The organism is Roseateles sp., from assembly GCF_049240545.1.
Lineage (GTDB): Bacteria > Pseudomonadota > Gammaproteobacteria > Burkholderiales > Burkholderiaceae_C > Paucibacter_A.
Map to the genome: position 1 here is coordinate 12,223 of NZ_JBMLSK010000282.1, position 19,872 is coordinate 32,094.

Consider the following 19,872-nt stretch of genomic DNA (forward strand, 5'->3'; position numbering starts at 1 on the left):
TCGGCCCTTCACCCGGCCGAACAGGGTGCCCAAACTCGCCTCAGGCGATTGCGACGCCCGGCAGCCGCAATGCCCAGACCGGCCCACCGTCGTCGATGCTGATGTGATCCGCAAAGCCGAAGCCCGCAGCCGCCAAAGCCTGCGCGGCCGGCCGGGCGGGTGCGCCCAACTGCCCCACCGCGGCCTGCGCTGCTGGGCTGAGAAAGGACAGATACACCGTCTGCCGCGGCAGCAAAGCGGCGAGATGGCTGCACCACGCCTCTCCCCAACGCTGCTGCGCCAGTTCGGGCTCGCCAGCATAGAAATGCGCGCCCAGGCCTTGCCAGAACGGTGAAGCGCCCGTCCCGGCCTCCCGCGGCCCGGCCAACTCCACGACCAGCTGAGTGCCAAACCCCTGACCGGCCTGCTGTGCGATGCGCTGCAAGGCGGCGGCAATCAAACGCGCCAACAAGGACTGCTGAGTCGGCTCATCCAAGTCGGGCGCACAAGCCAGATCGGCCAGTTCGCTCTCTCCGCTGTGGTCATTGCCCAGCAGCAACGTCGCTTGCGCACGGAACAAGCCCAACTCAGCAGCCGCGTGCACCACACGGCCCAGATGAAAGCTGTAGCGCGGCAGGCTCATCCCCAAGCGCCGCACCAGGCGTAGACAAGCCAGCGGCCTGTTGCTGCCGACCTCGGCCAGCAAGAGCCAGGTCTCGTTCATCTCCGGGCCATCCGCGGGGACCTCGGCCGGCAAGCGCAGCGCACGGCCGGCCTGGTTGCGCCAGGCGTGCAAAGCCTGCGCGTCAGCGGCGCACCAGCCGCGCAGCGTCAAGCTCGCCACCTCAAAAGCCACAGGGTCTGTCATGCGCCACCTCGCTCACTCATCACTGCGCCCAAGGGCGTGACCCACAGGGCTTCGGCCGATGAATGGCGCTCACCCAGCCGCTGCAGCACCTCATGCCCGCGCGGCAGACTCGCAGCCTTGATCGGCAGCTCCGCCAGCACGGCGCGGAAACCGGCTCGCTCCGCATTGACCACGATATGCAGGGACAAAGGCCCCTGCCCTTGAAGCTCGGCCCGAGGCTGCGCCGGCTCCGAGAGATCGCCTTGCAGCGTCAGGCGTCGCGCCTGGCGCACACTGCGCAAGAGGCCCAGGCTCGACTCGACCGTCGGACCGCCATCGAAAATGTCGATATAGGTGTCGGCATCAAAACCCTCATCTTGCAGGATCGAAAACGGCAACTCGCCCACCGGATGCAACTGGCCGATGGCGAACTGAGCGGCCTCGGGCAACAAGGGCACATAGATCGGTGAATGGGGCATCAGATCGGCGATGAAGGCCTTGCTGCGTCCACCGGTCACGGTTTCTGCTTGTGGATAGTCCATGTCAAAAAAGCGCCGCCCCACCGCATCCCAAAACGGGCTTTGGCCTTCCTCATCGGCCAGACCCGGATTCTCTGCCGCGATGCGCTCATTGAATCGCTCGGCGTACTGCAAGATGAACAAGAGTCGGGCTCGTGACAGCAGTTGAGGTGCCAAGCCTTGTGCGTACTCGGGCGCAATGAAGAACGAGGTCAGCAGGGTGTAGCCCGTCAAGTCATGGCACAAGTGCAAGGTATGCATGCGCTGGCTGACGCCCAAAGCCGCGCTGGCATGCACCACGAATTCATTGCGATAGCTGTAAAAACGGTCATGAAAGCCGGCGCTGGCGGCGATGCCACTGGTGCCCACCACCTGGCCGCGCGACAAATCCTCCAGCACGAACAGATAAGTCTCTTCGCCACTGGCGTCATCAGGGCTGCTGAAAGACTCGACCGAGCGTTCAATGCGCTCCCGCAGTTTGTTGCTGTCGCTGGGCAGGGAGCTGATGCCATGCGCGGTGGCCGCCGCGATGGCCTCGAGTGCGGGCAAATCACTGGGCGCAACCGGGCGCAAAACAAGCTGGTGAGGATGGGTCATGGTGAGGGGGGCTCTCCTGCGGGGCGACGCCAGGCCGCGGCGCGCTGGCTGCGCTCATCACGCGGTGTCTTGTCGAAATGCGCCTTGTAGGCATTTGAAAAATGGGGGCCGGACGAGAAGCCGCAGCTCAGTCCAATCTGCAGAATCGACTGGCTGCTTTGCTGCAAGAGCCGGCGAGCCCGATTCAGGCGCAACTCGAGGTAGTAGCGCGAGGGCAAGGCGTCCAGGTGTTGCTTGAACAGGCGCTCCAACTGACGACGCGAGACGCCGACCAGGCGGGCCACTTCTTCGGTCGGCAGCGGCTCGGCCAGATTGGCCTCCATCAGACTCAAGGCCTCGGCCAATTTGGGGCTGCCGCCGCGTTGATCGCTGGACGGTCGGCGCTGGCGTTCATCCCGACCGCGCGGGCGCTCGACGCCGAGGCTGAGGGTCAGGTCTTGCGCCAGTCGCTCGCCATGGCTGCGCGCCAGCCAGGCGATCAACAAATCCAGGCTGGCGCTGCCGCCGGCGCAACTGAGTCGGTTGGCCTGCGCATTCATCTCCCAAACGTTGCCACTCCAGACCACATCGGGAAAGTCTTCTTGCAAGGCCTCCAGCAAATGCCCGTCCACCGTCGCACGCTCATTGTTGAGCAGGCCGGCTTCCGCCAAGATGGCGCTGCCGCCATCCACACCGGCCAGCGCGACACCGGCGAGCGCCTGCTCGCGCAGCCATTGCAAGACCTCTTGCGACGCTTCACTGCCCTCGGCCGCGCAAACAAACACGACATGCCAGGGCAAGCCCAGCGTCAGCGCCTCGGTGCGCAGTTCAAGCGCGCCACACTGCACCGGCAAGCCCGAGGGGCTTAGCAACGTGGTGGGATAAATCGCCTCGACTTGCAAACGGGAGGCCCATTCCAGCGCCTCCAGCACCCCGGCCAAGGGCAATAAGCGCACCCCGTCCAAAAGCAAAAGCCCGCAGGCGCGCAGCTCTGGCGCCTGGGCGGGCAAGGCCGGCGGCGGCGTCAAAAGTGCCGCGGCGCCAGCGCTAGGAGGATGAGCCATTCGATTCACCGCTGCACTTTAATGGATGCAGCAGGGCTTCAGGCGGGCCCATGATGGACTCAGGCCTCACTGCCAGTTGATCATGGAGGGAACAGCCAGCAAGGCCAGTGCCACCACCAGGTACATCAGCTGCAAAGGCAGCATCCAGCGCGCCCATTTGGTCCAGGGAATGCCAGCCAAGGCCAAGACGCCCACGGTGATGCCCGAGGTCGGAATGACGGGCGTGGTCAGCTCACCGAACTGGAAGGCCAAGATGGCGGTTTGCCGGCTCACGTCGACCAAATCCGCCAGCGGCGCCATGATGGGCATGGTCAATGCGGCTTGACCGGTGCCGGAGTGAATGAAGAAGTTGATCACCGACTGGATCAGGAACATCTTCTGCGCCGAGAAGATCGGGCTGCTGGACTCGACGAAGGGCACCAGCGCGTTGAGCAAGGTGTCGATGATTTGGCCGTCGCGCATCAAGACCACGGTGGCCTTGGCCAGAGCGATCACCAAGGCGGTGCCCACCAGATCCTTGGCGCCGGACAAAAAGCTGGCCATAAACTCCTCGGCATTCAGGCGACCGATCACACCCACGGCAATGGCCATCACCAAGAACAGGGCGGCGATCTCTTCGATGTACCAGCCGAACTTGACCACACCGGTGATCATCACGCCCAAGGCGCCGACGAAGACGGCCAGCACCAGTTTGTGCGTGCCGGTCATGCCGGCGAAGTTCTCGAAGTCAGCGGTGTTGAGGTGCTTGCGCTTTTCCTCATCCATCTCAAAGCAAGGGCTCAAGCTGGGATTGCGCTTGATGCGCGCGGCGTACCACATCAAGAACGCAATGGTCAGGCTGGTAAAGATCGCCCAGCACACAAAACGAAAGCCAATGCCCGAGAACATGGGAACACCGGCGATGCTTTGCGCCACCCCCACATTGAAGGGATTCAAGAAGGCGGTCGCAAAACCAATTTGCGAACCGACAAAGGGAATCGAAACCCCGACGATGGTGTCGTACTTCAAGGCCAAAGCGAGCGGAATGAAGATCAACACAAAGGGAATCGCTTCTTCAGCCATACCGAAGGTGGCGCCGCCGAGCGAAAACAAGGTCACGAAGACCGGGATCAAGCCCGCACGCACCCAGGCGGAATGCTTATGCGCCTTGGCCACCGACTTGATCATGGCGTCAATCGCCTCGGTGCGCTGCAGCACCGAGAAGACACCGCCCACGATCAGCACAAAACCGATGATCAAGGAGGCTTCGACAAAGCCCTTGATCGGCGCCGTCATCAGGGCCGCGAAACCCTGCGGCTTGCTGGGCACAGCGTGGAAAGAGTCGGCGACGATGACTTTCTTGCCGTCAATCATCTGCGTTTCGTATTGACCTCCGGGCACCAGCCAGGTCGCCAAAGCGATCAGCGCCAGCAGGCCGAACAAAAGTACAAAGGTGTTGGGGAATTTCAGTTTGGACATGGGTCTGCAATCTTATTGCGTTCAGGCTTTACAAAGACAACAACTTGCCGCTGCGGAAGGCTTGCTGCCCCGCCACCTTGCAGACCCGCATGCCGGCGCTGACATAACGTCGACTCACCCTGGCAAACAAACGTCCAGCAAAACGGGCGCACAAGGGAGTGCGCTGATCGGTCAAGGGGTCCACCACTTCCGCGACTTTCTCGCCGGCGCTGACCTCGTCGCCCGGCGATTTGAAGAACAGCAAGATGCCGTGGTGCGGCGCGACCATGGGTTCAACACCTTCCAAGGGCGTGGGCTCACACAAGGGACGGGAGGCCAAATCCAGGGCCGGCAAGGGCAAGGCGGGCCCTTCCGCCAAATGGCCCTTGAGGCGCAAAAACTGCAAGAGCGCCAATGCATCGTCTCGCGCCAGGCCATCGTCGACCTGCTGCTCGCCGCGCAACTCCACCGTGGCGGCAAAACAAGCCAGCGGAATCGGTCGCTCCGGCCCGAAATGCGCGGCCAGTTCCCACCAGCTGCGAGAGACCGTTTCATCGAAAGGCTGATCACCGGAATCAAGAGCCACCAGCAAGGCTTGAGCCCCCAAAAGCTGAGCCAAGGGACGCGCCGCCTCGGCCAGCGGTGTGCCGGTGTAGACATGCATGACGGCCTGGGTGTCGCAATGCAGGTCCAGCACCAGATCGGCATCGGTGGCGAGGATCTGCAGGGTTAGCTTGAGTCGCTCGGTTTCTGTGAGGGTCGGCGAGGCGGCACGTTCGTTCAAGAGTGACAGGCTGGCCTCTCGAACCCGCACGGTGTTGTGAACGGGATCTGCGCTCAAGACGGGCTCCAGCAGCGGGATCAGCGCAGCGCTGAGGTGCTGGTAGTGGCGATTGAAGTTGATGCCGGTGGCCAGATCAAAGCGTCCGCACAAGCTGCCTTGCATTTCCTGTGACAGGCCGATCGGATTGGCCATGGGCACCAGCACAATTTCGCCTTCGATCAAGCCGGCAGCATCGATCTGACGCAGCATCGTGATCAGGTGCTGGGCCACCAACATCGGCGGCACCTCATCGGCATGCAAAGACGCTTGGATATAGGCTTTGCGCCCGCTGCTGGCGCGACCGAAGTGAAGGCTGCGCAGCTGCCGTTGAATGGGCGCGCTGGCCGGCTGAAGGGCATGTAGCTTGGTACGCATGGCGTGTTCCAGTCATGACAAGGCTCACCTCACGCCCTGAAGGCATGAGACGGGCCAAAAAGTTTCGAGAAAATTGGGGCGGCCAGCCGGGAGGTCTTGCGTGAACTTCAAGCCCACCCGACGCCGGCGCGAACGCTGTCAGCCCGAAGGCCGATCAGCGCACCGGTTCCAGCGCGGTGTAAAAAGGCCGCTTGATCACAATCGGCTGGACATCCAGGCGCATGCGCAAGACGGTGTAATCCTCGCCGCCCATGGCGCCGCTGTACCAGCCCCGCGTGCCCTCGCCCTTGTAAAGCCGGAACTCAAAGCCCAGGTCGGGCTGGGGATCATCCTTGAGCCTGCGGCCATTGAAGGCCACGCCCAACACTTCTGGATAAGGGCTGTCGAGCAACTGCCCCATGGCGTTGACAATGGTGGTGTCACCCAGCATGTCCATATAGAACGCTTGCTTGTGGTGGTAGGGCTTGAAGTCCTTGCCCGTCGGATCAATCGCATGGCCGGCCAGCTTGGCGGGTGATGGCGTCGTCACCCCGGTCTTCAGATGATGACGATCGCCGCGATCCAGGTAGCTGAGTTGCGCATTGCGGATGTTGAAGGCGCCCAGCTTGGCATCGCTGCTGGCTTGACTCAGGTCGACCAAGAGCACGCCCTTGCCGCCCAAGACCTGGATCTCATCGGCACGCAATACGGCAGCACTGTTCTCCTCGACGCCAATCCCCAGCTGATAGCCCTCGGCCTGCATCAGCGGAAGCAAGCGACCGATGCGACCCCGCTTGAGAAAGTGCTGATCCACAAACAGCTTGGGGCCGGCAAAACCCAGACCCCGGTCCACCTCTTTGCCGACGCGCAGATGCCCCTTCATCACATGCAGCACATCCTGTGCATCGCGGAACATGGTGCTGCTCATGATGGCCGCCCCAGCACTGGTGCCGGCCACAACACCGCCGCGATTCAGCACCGACCAAACGGCCTTCAGCATCTCGGTCGGCTGGCCACCGGGCTGCAAGGTATCGACGATCAACTCTTGAGCCCCCCCCGAGAAAAACACGCCCTGTGCGGCGGAGACCTTGCTCAACAGCGCCGGATCTTTCAAGTTGGCCTGCAGGTCCACGCCCTTCAATCGCGGTGCGACGGGAATCGCTTCGGCGCGCGCGCCTTGCGCATTCAAGGCGGCAATGATCTGCTCGGCACTGCGCTCGGGGTTGGCCGCAGCGGTGGCGAACACGGCGAAGCGGGCCCCAGGGCCGCCGGCCTCATCGACGATGCGCTTCCAGACTTCGGTGTTATCAAACTTGAGGGCGCCACCCATGATGACGAGGGCGCCTCGCTCGGGCGTCGCCGTCATGGCCGGCCCGCTCGACAAGGCCAATGCCAATCCGATACAGAGCGAGGCCGCCACTTTCGACAGGCCTGCCGCAGGAGCGCCATCCAGCGAGGGTCGAGAAGTTTTTCTTTGAACAAACATAGGTTTCAGTTCACGAAGAGGGGGAGGAAGAGGACCGGGCTTGAGCCAGCGCAAGCATGCTGCAGCAGTCAGCCCTGGCGAAATGGGATGCGAAGAGTCTGGCAAAGCCGCCTGGGCTTGAACAGCGGGTAAGGCCCCAAAAGTGCAGCGAATGAACCCGCAACGCAAGTGCATGTCGCAACGCTGCAAGCGCTGTTGCGGCTGTTGATCGGGGGTTTGCGACCAAGCGACACGGACTTGCGCAAATCGGACCAAGCCACCAAAACCCCATAGGCAAGTCATCGGCGCCGCTCCTAGAGTGATCACAAGCCGGACACGAGGGCTGCTGGTATCGGGGCTTGCACAGCCCCCGGCAGCGATTGCCAAACCAGCGCCCCGAGCCCGTCACTTCAGCGTTCATTCACTCCTCCCCCAACTCCTAGCGAACCAGGCCAAACCATGACTACACACCCCGCCAAGCGCCGCCAGTCGGCCGATCGTTCTTTCAAGCTGCAAAGCCTGAGTCGAGCCGCCATGCTGCTACTTGCCGCGCAGGCCCTGCAAGTGCAAGCCCAAGAAGCCAAGCTCGAGCGCGTTGAAGTGACAGGCTCCAGCATCAAACGGATTGACGGCGAGACCGCCCTGCCGGTTGAGACCATCAAGCGCGCCGACATCGACAAATCCGGCGTCACCACTGCAGCCGAATTGCTGCAAAAGATAACTTCCAATGTCGGCGGCTTGACCGACGGCGCCAGCATCAGCGATCAAGCCGGCGCCCAGCGCGGCTTCAATGGCGCGAACCTGCGCGGCCTGGGGGTCTCCAGCACCTTGGTGCTGCTCAACGGTCGTCGGCTGGCCAACTTCGCCACGCCGGGCGACAACGCCGGAGTGGACTTGAACAATATTCCGGCCGGCGCGATCCAGCGCGTCGAGGTGCTCAAAGACGGCGCCTCGGCCATCTACGGCACCGACGCCATGGGCGGCGTGATCAACTTCATCACCCGCAAGGACTACCAAGGCGTGGACTTGAGCGCCTATGTCCTGGGCACCCAGCAGGGGGGCGCCGGCAAGAAGACGGTGTCGGCTTCAGCGGGCTATGGTGACCTGAGCCGCGATCGCTTCAATGTCTTCGCCGCCATCGACGTTCAAAAGCTCGAATCCCTGAACTCCCAACAGCGCGACTTCATTCAGGAATATGACCTGCCCGGCCGCTTGGCACCGCAGTTGTCCAGCAACCCCTTCCCGGCCAACGTCGACCTGACCTCGACACAGCTGCGCGACCTGAACGCTTTCGTGCTGGCCAATCCGAACACCGCGCTGAAAGGCAGCGGCGCCAACGGCACTTGGGCACCCAAGGTGCCGGGCTCCTCGGCCCGGCGGGTCAACTTCGCCAAGGCCTCTTGCACCGGCGGCAGCAATCCGAACTCGGTCTCCCCGGCTTCATTGGGTGGCGTTGAAGGTTGCGCCTACAACTACATGGGCGATACCGAGATTTATCCCGAATCCAGCAAGGCCAACATCATCGGCCGGGCGACCTTCCAGCTCAGCGATGATCACCAACTCTTTGCTGAAGCCTTGTTCAGCAAGACCGAGACCGACTACGCCGCATCACCCGCCACCTCATCCAGCATCACCACGGCACGCGGCATCACCTTGCCAGCCTCCTTGCAAGCCGTGACCGGCATCACCACACCGGTGGCCTTCCGCTTCCGCCTACAAGATGCGGGCAAACGCACCAGCCGCGTCGAAAGCGAAGCCAGCCGCATCGTGATTGGCGCCAACGGCCGCCTCGGCGACTGGGACTACGACACGGCCTTGAACCAAAGCGTCAACAAGGCCACCGACACCAATCTCGACGGCTGGGTGTCCTTCACTCAGATGCTCGATGGCATCAAGACCGGCAAGTACAACCCCTTCCAACCGGGCAATGCTGAGGCTGGCCGGGCATTCATGCAATCGATTCGCGTGGACGGCGGCGCACGCATCGCCAAAGGCACGTCCCAGAGCCTCGACGGCAAGCTGACCCGCGCCTTGACCGCCTTGGGCGGCGGTGACCTGCAACTGGCTTTGGGCGCCGAAATCCGCCGCGAGAAGACGGAGTTCTCGGCCAGCGATGTGCTGAAGGCCAATGACACGGTGGGTGACCGCTCAAGCTCCGGTGCCTTGTTGGCCGACACCTCGAACCATCGCGATGTGATGGGTGCCTTCGCCGAACTGAGCGCCCCGTTCACCAAGGAATTGGAGGCCCAGTTCGCGATCCGACACGATCGCTACAAGGCCGTGAATGACGAGCGCACCAAGACCAGTTCGCCCGAGCTGAGCACCACCAACCCAAAGATTGGCCTGAGCTATCGGCCGACCAAGAGCTTGCTGGCGCGCACGTCCTACGGCACCGGTTTCCGTGCGCCCTCGATCTCTGAAATGTTCCTGCCCTTGCGCGCGGGCGTGACGGCCAGCTTCGTCCGGGACCCCGTGTCGGGCGAAACCACGCAACTGCCCATCGATCGTTCGGCCAATCCTGAGCTGAAGCCCGAGAAATCGAAGCAGTTCTCGATCGGCGCGGTATTTGAACCTTCGCGGACCTGGAGCGGCAGCATCGACTACTGGGCGATTCGCAAGACCGACATCATCTCGGAGATCGGCGAGGAAACCATCTTCACCAACCCGGTCTATTACAACGATCCGAAGATCGTGGTCCGCGACTCAGGCGGTTTCGTCAACTACATCCAGGTCAAGAAAGAGAACCGCGGCAAGCTCAACACCTCGGGCGTCGATTTGGCGATCAACTGGCGCGGCGAAGCCAGCAGCCTGGGCCGCTTCGGCCTGAGCGCCTCGGGCACCCTGATCACCGAATACAAGTACCAGACCGACCCACGCTCCCCGATGGTGGATGGCCTGAGCAAGTTCCGTGACGACAAGGCGTTGCAACGCTGGCGCCACAAGCTGACAGCCGACTGGGACTTCGGTGCCCTGGGTCTGTCGCTGAGCAACACTTATTTGTCGGGCTACCGCGACCAAAACGTCGAGGGCCTGGCGGCGCCGGAGTGGAACAACCGCGACGTGAAGGCCTACTCGCTGTGGGACCTGAGCGGCAGCTATCGCTTCTCGCCCGAGTTGCGTCTGCGTGCCGGCATCTTGAATCTGGCCGACACCGCCCCGCCGTTCACCAACCAGTCGCGTTACTTCCAGGTCACCTGGGATCCGACCTATGGTGACCCGCGCGGCCGCTCCTTCTATGCCAGCCTGAGCTACTCCTTCCGCTGATCCCCAGCGTCTGCCCTCGGCGGCCTTGCTCTGAATCTTGAGCAAGGCACAAAAAAGCCAAGCCCTGACCGGCTTGGCTTTTCTTTTGGCTTGTAAGGTCTACTGTGCGCCGTCGCGTTCGCCGGCGGGCGGGCTGCTGCGCCCTGGGCCTGGCCAAGTGCTGTAGATCGGGATCGGCATGCGCACCGGTGTGATGTCCAGGTAGACATTGATCACGGTGTATTCCTCGGGGCCGTTTTCATCGGTACTCCAAGCAAAACTGCCGCGCCCTTTGTAGATACGGAACAAAAAACCCAACTCGGCCACCGGGTCGCCCGCCTTGGATGCGGCATCAAAAGTCAGGCCCCGGATCTCCGCGAAACGGCTGTCGATCAGGTAGTTCATTGAGTTGGAGATGGTCGAGTCGCCCAGCATGTCCAGGTGAAAAACCGGCTCGGTGTAGTAAGGCTTGTAGTCGGGCGAACTGGGATCCAGTTTGTCACCACGCAGCTTGACGGCGGAAGGCAGGGTCAGCCGAGTTTTCAAGTTATAGCGATCGCCGTGATCCAGGTAGTTCAAGCGCGCCTGGGTCAAATTAAAAGCACCCAAAGTGGGGTCGGTCTTGACATCGTTCAGATCCACCAACAACGCGCCCTTGCCGCCGATGATCTCCACTTCGTCCCCATGAATGATGGCGGCGGTGTTCTCGTCCACCCCCAGCCCCAGCTTGTAGCCCTTGGCCATCATCAAGGGAATCATGCGGCCGAAGCGGCCCCGCTTCAAGAAGTGCTGATCGACGAACAAATCAGGTCCAACGAAGCCAAGTCCGCGGTCGATTTGCTTGCCCTCAACCCATTTGCCTTTCATGATGTTGATGACACTGGGCGCGTCACGAAACATCACCGTGCTCATGATGGCCGCACCTGCCGAGGTACCCGCCACCACACCGCCCTTGCGGTAAACCTCCCAGATCGCCTCCAGCATCGGCGTGGCATGCCCGCCGGGCATCAAGACATCGACGATGCGCTCTTGAGAGCCGCCGGTGAAGAACACGCCGCGCGCATTCTTTACCTTGTTGATCAAAGCGGGATCACGCACCACCTTGTTCAAGTCGACCCAACCGAACTTGGGCGCGACCGGCAAGGCCTCGGCGACCGCGCCGCGCCGGTGCAGCATCTCGATGGCCTGCTTGGCGCTGGCTTCAGGGTCTTCCGAGGCTGTTCCGAACACCACGAAGCGCGCGCCCTTGCCGCCGGCCAAGGCCACGATGCGGCCCCAGACCTCCTCGTTATCAGATTTCAAGGCCCCGCCTATCGGCACCGCATAACCGCGCACCGCCACGTCATGTTTGGCCGAAGCCGATGGGGTCGCAGGGTTCGATGACGACGGGGCAGCAGGGGCGGGTTTAGCCGGCGGCTGCAGCACTCGTGCGCCCTGCGCGGCATGCGAGGCTGACGCCCCGCCGGCCGCTGCCGCAGGATTCGCCCAAGCTTGGGCGCTGGCCAGGAGAAGCACACCGAGCCCCAGGCAAGCGGGCCAAGGGGCGCGGCCTTGGGAGCGGGAATGCAGCAGTTTGAGCATGATCTCTGGCCTCACTTCTTATCGATGCGAGCGCAACAGCAGCCCGGCCCAAATGATGGTAGCCCAGCCCTCAGCCTCCCCATCCCCCCCCGCAGGTGTGAGAGACGTCTTGGTTCACTCGCCCCCCTATGGCAGGCCTGAGCAAAGACCTAACTTCAAGTTGCGCGGATACGACTGTGCGAGTAAACCCTCGCTGGAAGAGTGCCATGGACTTCCTAGACTGGTCCGATTGGATGCAGCCGCTTGCTTCGGCAAGGCAGGAGCTGTCATCCGGCGAGGTCAAGGCTCGCGTACCCACCGGGAGATCCGCATGAATATCAATCCGCAGCGATGGCCAGCCCTCAACACCGGCCCTCGGCCAAGGCGGCTGCGGGGTCGGTTCTTGCGCCAGCCAACTCAAGCCGCCGTGCACCTCTTGATGCTGGGCCTGGTCGGCCTGGCCTGCCTGCCCGCTTTGGCGCAAGATGCCGGCGCGGGGGTCAAAAAGTTCGAGCGTGTCGAAGTCACCGGCTCCGCCATCAAGCGCATCGAGGCCGAAGGAGCCTTGCCCGTACAGATCATCACCCGCGCCGATATGGTCAAGGCGGGCATCACCACCGCCGCGGAGTTGATCGCCAACCTCAGCGCCGCCAGCAACAACCTGACCGATGGGGTCAGCATCGCCAACGGCGGCTCCAGAGATCAAATGGGCTTCAACTCCGCCAACTTGCGCGGACTCGGCACCTCCTCCACCCTGGTGCTCTTGAACGGCCGGCGCATGGCCAATTTCGCCTCGCCCGGCGACGATGCAGGCGTGGATCTGAACAATATTCCCAGCGCGGCCATCGAACGTGTGGAAGTGCTGCTGGACGGCGCCTCCGCCATTTACGGCACCGATGCGATCGGCGGTGTCGTCAATTTCATCACTCGCAAGGACTACCAAGGACTAGACTTGGACGCCTATGTCGGTGCCAGCCAGGAAGGCGGGGCCGGCAAGCGCACCGCTTCGCTGGCCGCAGGATTCGGCGATCTCGCGCGCGATCGTTTCAACCTCTTCGGTGTCTTCGACATCCAGCACACCGATGCCTTGAACACCTCACAACGCAAGTTCATCGGTGAGCTGCAGATCCCGCAGCGCCTGCCCCATCTGCTGTCCAGCTACCCGATGCCGGCCAACATCTTCTTGTCATCGGATCAGTTGGAGGCCTTGCAAAACCAAGGCTTCAAGATCAACGGGCGAGTACCCAGCACCAAGACCATCAATCTCAGTGCTCCCCAGTGCAATCCCCCGCACTCGCTGAATCTGGTCGACGGCATCGGCGGCCCGGATGGCTGCACTTTCGATTACATGCGCGATCTTGAGCTTTATCCTCAGTCCAAAAAACTCAGCTTTCTGGGTCGCGGTGTTTTGGCCTTGGGTGACAAGCATCAAGCCTTTGTCGAACTGGCCCTCAGTGAAGCCAAGACCCACTATGTCGGCACGTCCTCACGCATCCGCTTGCGCCGAGCCAATGAGCTGGATACCGCGCTGATTCCAGGTTTGGACACCGCACTCCCCGGTGAAGCCGTCGAGATCCGCGCGCGCTTGCTGGAAGCGGGCAATCGCAAGACCGCACTGAACAGCAGGGCCGAACGCGTGGTCCTCGGCATGTCTGGCTCGCTCGGCAGTTGGGACTACGACTGGGGCCTCAATCACAGCGTCAACAAGGTGGCCGAGCGTGATGCCAGCGGCTACCTGCTGTACGAGGAACTGATCGACGGGTTTCGTCGCGGACTCGTCAACCCCTTTGGTCCCTCCAGCGCTGCGGGGAAAGCCTATCTGAACAGCATCCAAGTGAACGACGAAGTGCGCAGCGCACGCGGCGCCATGAGCTCGCTGGACTTCAAAACCAGCGGCAGCTTGATGAAGCTCGGCGGCGGGAACTTGGCACTGGCTCTGGGCGCGGAACTGCGCCATGAGTCCACCGACTCCAAAGCGTCTGAGCTGCTGCTTTCCGACAATATCAACGAGGACTGGACGCCAGGTGACTCGCAGTTCGTCAAACGCTCGCGGCGCGTTTGGGCCGTGTTCGGCGAACTGGTCGCGCCGCTCAGCAAAGAGCTAGAGCTGCAATTCGCCTTGCGGCATGACAACTACCAAAACATCGGCGGCACAAGCAACCCCAAGCTGGGTTTGAGGTATCAAGCGGCGAAAGAGCTGGTGCTGCGAGCGTCGGCCGGCACCGGATTCCGCGCGCCCTCCTTGAATGATCTGTACCGGCCGCCAAAATCAAGCAGCACCTCGGTGCTGCCCGACCCGGTCTACTGCGCGGCCAATGGCAACGATCTGCGCGATTGCGCCAACAACTGGAGCACGGTGATCTATTCGGGACCGAATCTGAAGCCCGAGAAATCCAAGCAGTTCTCGATGGGCATGGTCTTCGAGCCGATCAAAGATGTCAGCCTCGGCCTGGACTACTGGAACATCGCCAAGACCAACCTGATCAGCACGATTGGTGAAGACATCATCCTGGGCAATCTGGGCAAATACGGCGCGCTGGTTCATCGCTACAACATGGACGAAGGCATTCAGGGCTGCGACTACGACCCCGATGACTACGAGATTTGCTTCATCGAGTTGCGCAAAGAAAACCGCGGCAAGCAACGCTCCTCGGGGCTGGACCTGAGCTTTGAAGTGCGGCGCCTGACGAGCCCCCTCGGCCAGTGGGGCGCCAAGATGGCGGGAACCTGGGTGCTGAAGTCTGAGAAGCAGACCGGCTTCGGTGATGATTTCGTCAGTGACCTGGGCAAATTCGTCACCACCGGCGCGGTGCAACGCTGGCGGCATCGCCTGAGCCTGGACTGGACTTATGGCCCATGGAGCCTGGCCGTGGGCAACACCTACTCCAGCGGCTACACGGATCAAAACTCCGCCATCGACACGAATTCAGGCACGATGGTGGGAGCGAACAAGGTCAAGGCCTATTCCCTGTGGGACATGGCTGGCGCCTGGGAGGCCAGCAAGTCGCTGACGCTTCGGGCGGGCGTGAAAAATCTGCTGAACACCGCCCCGCCCTACTCCAACCAGGCCTATCACTTCATCTCGGGCTATGACCCCAGCTATACCGACCCTCGGGGCCGATTTGTCTACCTCAGTGCGCAGTATCAATTCCGTTGACGGAACGAGGCGTCGCCAAGCGCTGGCTTGGCTGAGCAGCCTGCTGATTGAGCCCGCAACAGGCTTGAGAACGGCAATGGCGGCGGATCGCCCTGGCCGCGAGAGCGTCGCCCCCAACACCCCGATGGCAGACAGCTTGAGCGGCTTGATCCATCGGCTTCAAGCAAGCATGCCTTCATTGCTGCAGGATCTGCAAGTGCCGGGCGCCAGTTTGGCCCTGCTCCATGAAGGCAAGCTCGCTTGGTCAGGGCAGTTCGGCCAATGCGAGGCAGGCCATGAGCGCCCGGTTCAGGCCAACACCGTGTTCGAAGCGGCGTCCTTGAGCAAGCCGCTCTTCGCCTACCTGGTCTTGCAGGCGGTTCAAGCCGGGCAGATCGAACTCGATCGCCCGGTTCTCGACTATCTGCCGCAAGAGCTTTGGCGGCCACCGCAAACCGGGCAGCGAATGATCACGGCCCGAATGCTGCTGTCGCACCGCTCCGGCCTGCCCAATTGGCGCAGCGCCGCCGATGAATCGCTCCAAACCCTGCAACTCGCCCACGAGCCCGGAGACCGCTTTCTCTACTCCGGCGAAGCTTACTTTTATCTTCAGCGGGTCATCGAGCACATCACGGGTACTGGGCTGCAAGCCCTGGCCGAAAAAGCGCTGTTCAAGCCTCTGGGCATGAGCAACAGCGCGTTCTCACTCACGCCGAAACTGATGGGTTTGCGAGCCCGAGGTCACGATGAACTGGGCCAGGTCTTGCCCGAACAAGACTACCAAGACGCCAACGCCGCCTACACGCTGTACACAACGCCGGCCGACTACGCCATGTTTGTGGCCGAGCTCTTGAGGCCGAGCCATGACACACCCCATGCCTTGAAGTCCGCTTCGATACAAGCCATGCTTGCTCACGTCACCATCGCCACCGATCGCGAACCGATCGAGCGGCCCGGCCTCCAACAAGGGCCGACCGTGTTCTGGGGTTTAGGCTGGGCCATCAACACCAATGTTCAGGGCGATATCGCCTATCACACCGGCACCAACAGCACCGGCTTTCGCAACTATTGCCAGTTTTCCCCCAGCCGTGGGAGTGGCTTCATCCTCATGAGCAACGGGCTGAGGGGAAATGAGCTGTGGAGGCAGCTGATGCCGCTCTTGGGTGCGCGCTAAGGTGCACGCTGACGGGCGCGTTCAGCTGTCGATCCCCAACTCAGCGGCCATGCGCTGAACCAGCGCCTTCAAGGCCTCTAACTCAGCGTTCATTCTTTGCTGCTCAGCGCGTAAAAAGGCCAACTCCTCATCGCGCGGCAACGCTGCAGCCGGATGTTCTTGCACCACCTCCCCGCACAACAAATGCGCCCAGCGCGACTCGCGCGCCCCCGGTGCGCGCGCCAGTTTGGTGACGAATGCGGGTCTCGATTCCTTGGTCTCAGCCAGCTCCTCGAGAAAGCCCTCGACCGATGAGGCGTCGGCAAAGCGATGCAGCCTCTCGGTATTCATGCGTAACTCGGCCGTGGTCTGGGGGCCCCGCAGCATCAACAAGGTCAGGATGGCCAAGCCAGCACCCGGAACGCCCAAACCGCGTGCCGCGTTGTGCTCAAACCGCACCACGCGACTCCCACTGACGGTATTGACCAGGTGCATGTGCTTGAGTTCCTCCAGCGCCAGCAAGACATCGGATTCACTGGCACTCATCACCGGATCACGCGCCGTCTTCTGGTTGCAACCCAGGGTCAAGGCGTTCAAGGACAAGGGATAACTGTCTGGAACCGTGGATTCCTTCTCCACCAGCACGGCCAGCACTCGCGCTTCCAGCGCAGTCAAAGTTCGCAGCGTCATTGAGCGTTACACCCCAAAACCATCGTCAGCTTGAATCACAGCCCCATTGATGAAGTGGCTCTCATTGGCACACAACATCAGCAACGAGGTATCCAGATCTTGCGGCTGACCGACACGCTTGCGCGGCAGCAGTTCCACCAATTTGCGACCTTGCTCGGTCGACCAATGATGGTGATTGATCTCGGTATCGATATAGCCCGGGCAAATCGCATTCACATTGATGCCGTGTTTGCCCCACTCCAGCGCCATCGCACGTGTCATATGGATGACGGCAGCCTTGCTCATTGAATACACGCCGATCTGGCTCAACACCCGCAAGCCTGCCATCGATGCGATATTGACGATTCGCCCGCCGATAAAGGTACCCGGCGCATTGCCACTGGCGCGAGCCAGCATGCGCTTGCCCACTTCTTGGGCAACAAAGAATGCGCCGCGCACATTGGTATCCATCACGAAGTCAAAGTCATCCGCCTTCACCTCGGTCAGCTTCTGGGTCCGACTGACTCCGGAGTTATTGATCAAGATGTCAATCGTTCCGACCTCCGTCTCCGCATGCGCCACCGCCGACTTGATGCTGTCCAGATCGGTCACATCGAGCATCACGACATGGGCATCACCGCCCTTGCCTTCAATCTCGCTGCGCAAGGTCTTGAGTCGTTCAATTCGGCGTCCGGCCAAAACCACGCAGGCCCCCGCTTGTGCCAAGGTTCTGGCAAATTGGGCGCCAAGACCACTGGAGGCCCCGGTCACCAAGGCCACCCGGCCCGACAAATCAATGCTGTAGCTCATAGATCAAATCCTCACAAGGCTGCCGGGGAGATTAGCACGCGACTCCGAAACTGCCGGGAATCTCCCAGCACCCAGCCCCTAATTCTTTGGCCAAGCCCCTTGGCTGGATTGCCCATTGCAGAGGCGTCATTGCAGGCCCCTAGACTGAGCTCCCCAAGCAGAAAAGCACGACCGTTCGTTTTTTAATGAGCACCAGTAGAATGCGCCCCAACTCTCAATCAGCGGGCAATGCACAAGCCCGACCTAACAAGCCTTAAGGATGCCCATGACCAGCGCAGAACTGATCGCTCAATACGGCCCACGCGAAAGCATGGAATACGACGTGGTGGTGGTGGGCGCCGGCCCTGGCGGCCTGTCCACAGCGATACGGCTGAAGCAGTTGGCCGCGGAAAAAGGGCAAGAGATCTCGGTGGTGGTGCTTGAGAAAGGCTCTGAGCCCGGCGCCCACATCCTGTCGGGTGCCGTGATGGATCCTCGGGCGATCTCCGAGCTGTTTCCGAACTGGAAGGAGTTGAACGCCCCCTTGAATCAGCCCGTCAGTGCCGATGAGGTGTTGTTCCTCAGCGAGACCGGTGCCAAGAGTACGCCTCAGTGGTTGATTCCGGAGTGCTTCCACAACCATGGCAACTATGTGGTGTCTCTCGGCGCAGTCACCAAATGGTTGGGCGAGCAGGCCGAAGCCCTGGGCGTTGAAATCTTCCCGGGCTTCAGCGCAGCCGAAATCGTCTACGGCGAGGATGGCTCGGTGCGCGGCGTTGCCACCGGGAGTCTGGGCGTTAGCAAAGAGGGCGAGCCCCACGAAGGCTTCCAACTGGGCATGGAGTTGCTCGGCAAGTACACCGTGTTCGCCGAGGGTGCACGGGGCCATCTGGGCAAGCAGTTGATCAGCAAGTTTGAACTGGATGCAGGTCGGGACCCACAGAGTTATGCCATCGGCATCAAAGAGCTGTGGGAAATCCCGGCGGACAAGGCCAAGCCCGGCCTGGTGGTGCACACGGCGGGCTGGCCGATGGACGGCGAAACCTATGGTGGCGGTTTCTTGTATCACCTGGAAGGCAATAAAGTCACCCTGGGCTACGTTGTCGGTTTGGACTACAAGAACCCCTGGCTGAGCCCGTTCGAAGAGATGCAGCGCTGGAAGACTCACCCCAGCATCCGCACTCATTTGGAAGGCGGCAAGCGCCTGAGCTATGGTGCACGCGCCATCACTGCCGGGGGTCTGCTGTCTCTGCCCAAAACGGTGTTCCCGGGTGGTGCCTTGGTGGGCTGCGATGCAGGCTATCTGAACGCTGCCCGGATCAAGGGCAGCCACGCCGCCATCAAGACCGGCATGCTGGCCGCCGAAGCGGCCTTTGACGCAATCGCCGCAGGGCGCCAACATGATGAACTCACGGCCTACCCGGCCGCGTTTGAGCAGAGCTGGCTGCACGCCGAACTGGATCGCTCGCGCAACTTCAAGCAATGGTTCAAAAGGGGCAACACCGTGGGCACCTTGATGACCGGCATCGAGCAATGGCTGCTGCCCAAACTCGGCATCTCGAGCCCGCCTTGGACTCTCCACCGCACGCAAGCCGACCATCTCTACCTGAAGCCTGCCGCGGAATGCCCAAAGATTGACTACCCTAAACCCGATGGTCAACTGACCTTTGACCGACTCTCATCGGTTTTCGTCTCCAACACCAACCACGAAGAGAATCAGCCGGCCCACCTGACTTTGAAAAACGCCGATGTGCCTGTCGCCATCAACCTGACCCAATTTGCCGGGCCTGAAAGCCGCTACTGCCCTGCCGGCGTCTATGAGTTCATCAAGACAGAGAGCGGCCAGGACAAGCTGCAAATCAACGCGCAGAACTGTGTGCACTGCAAGACCTGCGACATCAAGGACCCCACCCAAAACATCGTTTGGGTGACCCCTGAAGGCGGGGGCGGGCCCAACTACGCAGGCATGTGAGTTGTGCCCTTGACAAGCCCAGGGCAAGCATGCCCTGGGTGACAGGAGTGCCGGCGGTATCAGTGCTGAACGTGGCTTGGTTTCCCAACCTCGCACCCCATGCCCTCCATTCCCTCCATGCTGGAAACTCAATCAACAGGACCGGGCGGTCACCCTCGCTTGTTCGGCCCAGCTGAGCAGCATGTTTCTTTGTGATGGCGGACTAAGCGCGAGGGCGCCTGATACGGCTAATGGCACTCGCGCAGCAGCGCGAAAACGAAGCTCTTCAATTGCCTCCACGCAGCTAA

The 19,872-nt window shown here is 61.7% G+C and carries 13 protein-coding genes; 4 read left to right on the plus strand and 9 right to left on the minus strand.

Annotation, left to right across the window (positions count from 1 at the left end; all coding sequences use genetic code 11):
- Positions 1-40 precede the first annotated feature (40 nt).
- From ACOVRJ_RS18010 to ACOVRJ_RS18035, 6 genes are all read right to left on the minus strand, one after another.
- Positions 41-847: an arginine N-succinyltransferase gene (locus ACOVRJ_RS18010; protein ID WP_422045210.1), complete on the minus strand. Its 807-nt coding sequence runs from the start codon at positions 845-847 to the stop codon at positions 41-43.
- Positions 844-1,941, minus strand: a complete 1,098-nt coding sequence (locus ACOVRJ_RS18015; protein ID WP_422045211.1) for an arginine N-succinyltransferase — start codon at positions 1,939-1,941, stop codon at positions 844-846. Before ACOVRJ_RS18015 ends, ACOVRJ_RS18010 begins: the two co-directional genes overlap by 4 nt.
- Complete coding sequence (locus ACOVRJ_RS18020; RefSeq protein WP_422045268.1) at positions 1,938-2,984, minus strand: GlxA family transcriptional regulator; 1,047 nt, start codon at positions 2,982-2,984, stop codon at positions 1,938-1,940. The genes ACOVRJ_RS18015 and ACOVRJ_RS18020 overlap by 4 nt, the downstream gene beginning before the upstream one ends.
- 66 nt (positions 2,985-3,050) lie before the next feature.
- On the minus strand, positions 3,051-4,442 hold the full coding sequence (locus tag ACOVRJ_RS18025; RefSeq protein ID WP_422045212.1) for a YfcC family protein: 1,392 nt from the start codon (positions 4,440-4,442) through the stop codon (positions 3,051-3,053).
- 28 nt (positions 4,443-4,470) lie between these two features.
- Positions 4,471-5,619, minus strand: coding sequence for a succinylglutamate desuccinylase/aspartoacylase family protein (locus tag ACOVRJ_RS18030; protein WP_422045213.1), 1,149 nt, complete (start codon positions 5,617-5,619; stop codon positions 4,471-4,473).
- A gap of 154 nt (positions 5,620-5,773) precedes the next feature.
- Positions 5,774-7,084 carry a cyanophycinase gene (locus ACOVRJ_RS18035; protein ID WP_422045214.1) on the minus strand — a complete coding sequence of 437 codons (1,311 nt, stop codon included), beginning with the start codon at positions 7,082-7,084 and terminating at the stop codon, positions 5,774-5,776.
- A 438-nt stretch (positions 7,085-7,522) separates the two neighbouring features.
- Here ACOVRJ_RS18035 and ACOVRJ_RS18040 point away from each other — a divergent pair, with 438 nt between their 5' ends.
- Positions 7,523-10,327: a TonB-dependent receptor gene (locus ACOVRJ_RS18040; protein ID WP_422045215.1), complete on the plus strand. Its 2,805-nt coding sequence runs from the start codon at positions 7,523-7,525 to the stop codon at positions 10,325-10,327.
- A 99-nt stretch (positions 10,328-10,426) separates the two neighbouring features.
- Here the strand turns inward: ACOVRJ_RS18040 and ACOVRJ_RS18045 are convergent, their stop codons facing one another.
- Positions 10,427-11,887 (minus strand): cyanophycinase, encoded by a 1,461-nt coding sequence (locus ACOVRJ_RS18045; RefSeq protein WP_422045216.1) that lies wholly within the window; start codon positions 11,885-11,887, stop codon positions 10,427-10,429.
- Between the two features lie 310 nt (positions 11,888-12,197).
- Between ACOVRJ_RS18045 and ACOVRJ_RS18050 the strand changes: the two genes are divergently transcribed.
- Positions 12,198-15,023, plus strand: coding sequence for a TonB-dependent receptor (locus ACOVRJ_RS18050; protein WP_422045217.1), 2,826 nt, complete (start codon positions 12,198-12,200; stop codon positions 15,021-15,023).
- Positions 15,024-15,192: 169 nt separating this feature from the next.
- Entirely contained in the window at positions 15,193-16,176 is a 984-nt protein-coding gene (locus ACOVRJ_RS18055) for a serine hydrolase domain-containing protein (RefSeq protein WP_422045218.1), read from the plus strand.
- A 21-nt stretch (positions 16,177-16,197) separates the two neighbouring features.
- Here the strand turns inward: ACOVRJ_RS18055 and ACOVRJ_RS18060 are convergent, their stop codons facing one another.
- Together ACOVRJ_RS18060 and ACOVRJ_RS18065 are read right to left on the minus strand one after the other, a co-directional pair.
- The gene (locus ACOVRJ_RS18060) at positions 16,198-16,845 is read right to left on the minus strand and encodes a YceH family protein (protein ID WP_422045219.1); all 648 of its coding nucleotides are present in this window, start codon (positions 16,843-16,845) and stop codon (positions 16,198-16,200) included.
- 6 nt (positions 16,846-16,851) lie between these two features.
- Complete coding sequence (locus tag ACOVRJ_RS18065) at positions 16,852-17,634, minus strand: SDR family oxidoreductase (RefSeq protein WP_422045220.1); 783 nt, start codon at positions 17,632-17,634, stop codon at positions 16,852-16,854.
- 265 nt (positions 17,635-17,899) lie between these two features.
- Between ACOVRJ_RS18065 and ACOVRJ_RS18070 the strand changes: the two genes are divergently transcribed.
- Entirely contained in the window at positions 17,900-19,585 is a 1,686-nt protein-coding gene (locus ACOVRJ_RS18070; protein WP_422045221.1) for an electron transfer flavoprotein-ubiquinone oxidoreductase, read from the plus strand.
- The last annotated feature ends 287 nt before the right edge of the window (positions 19,586-19,872 follow it).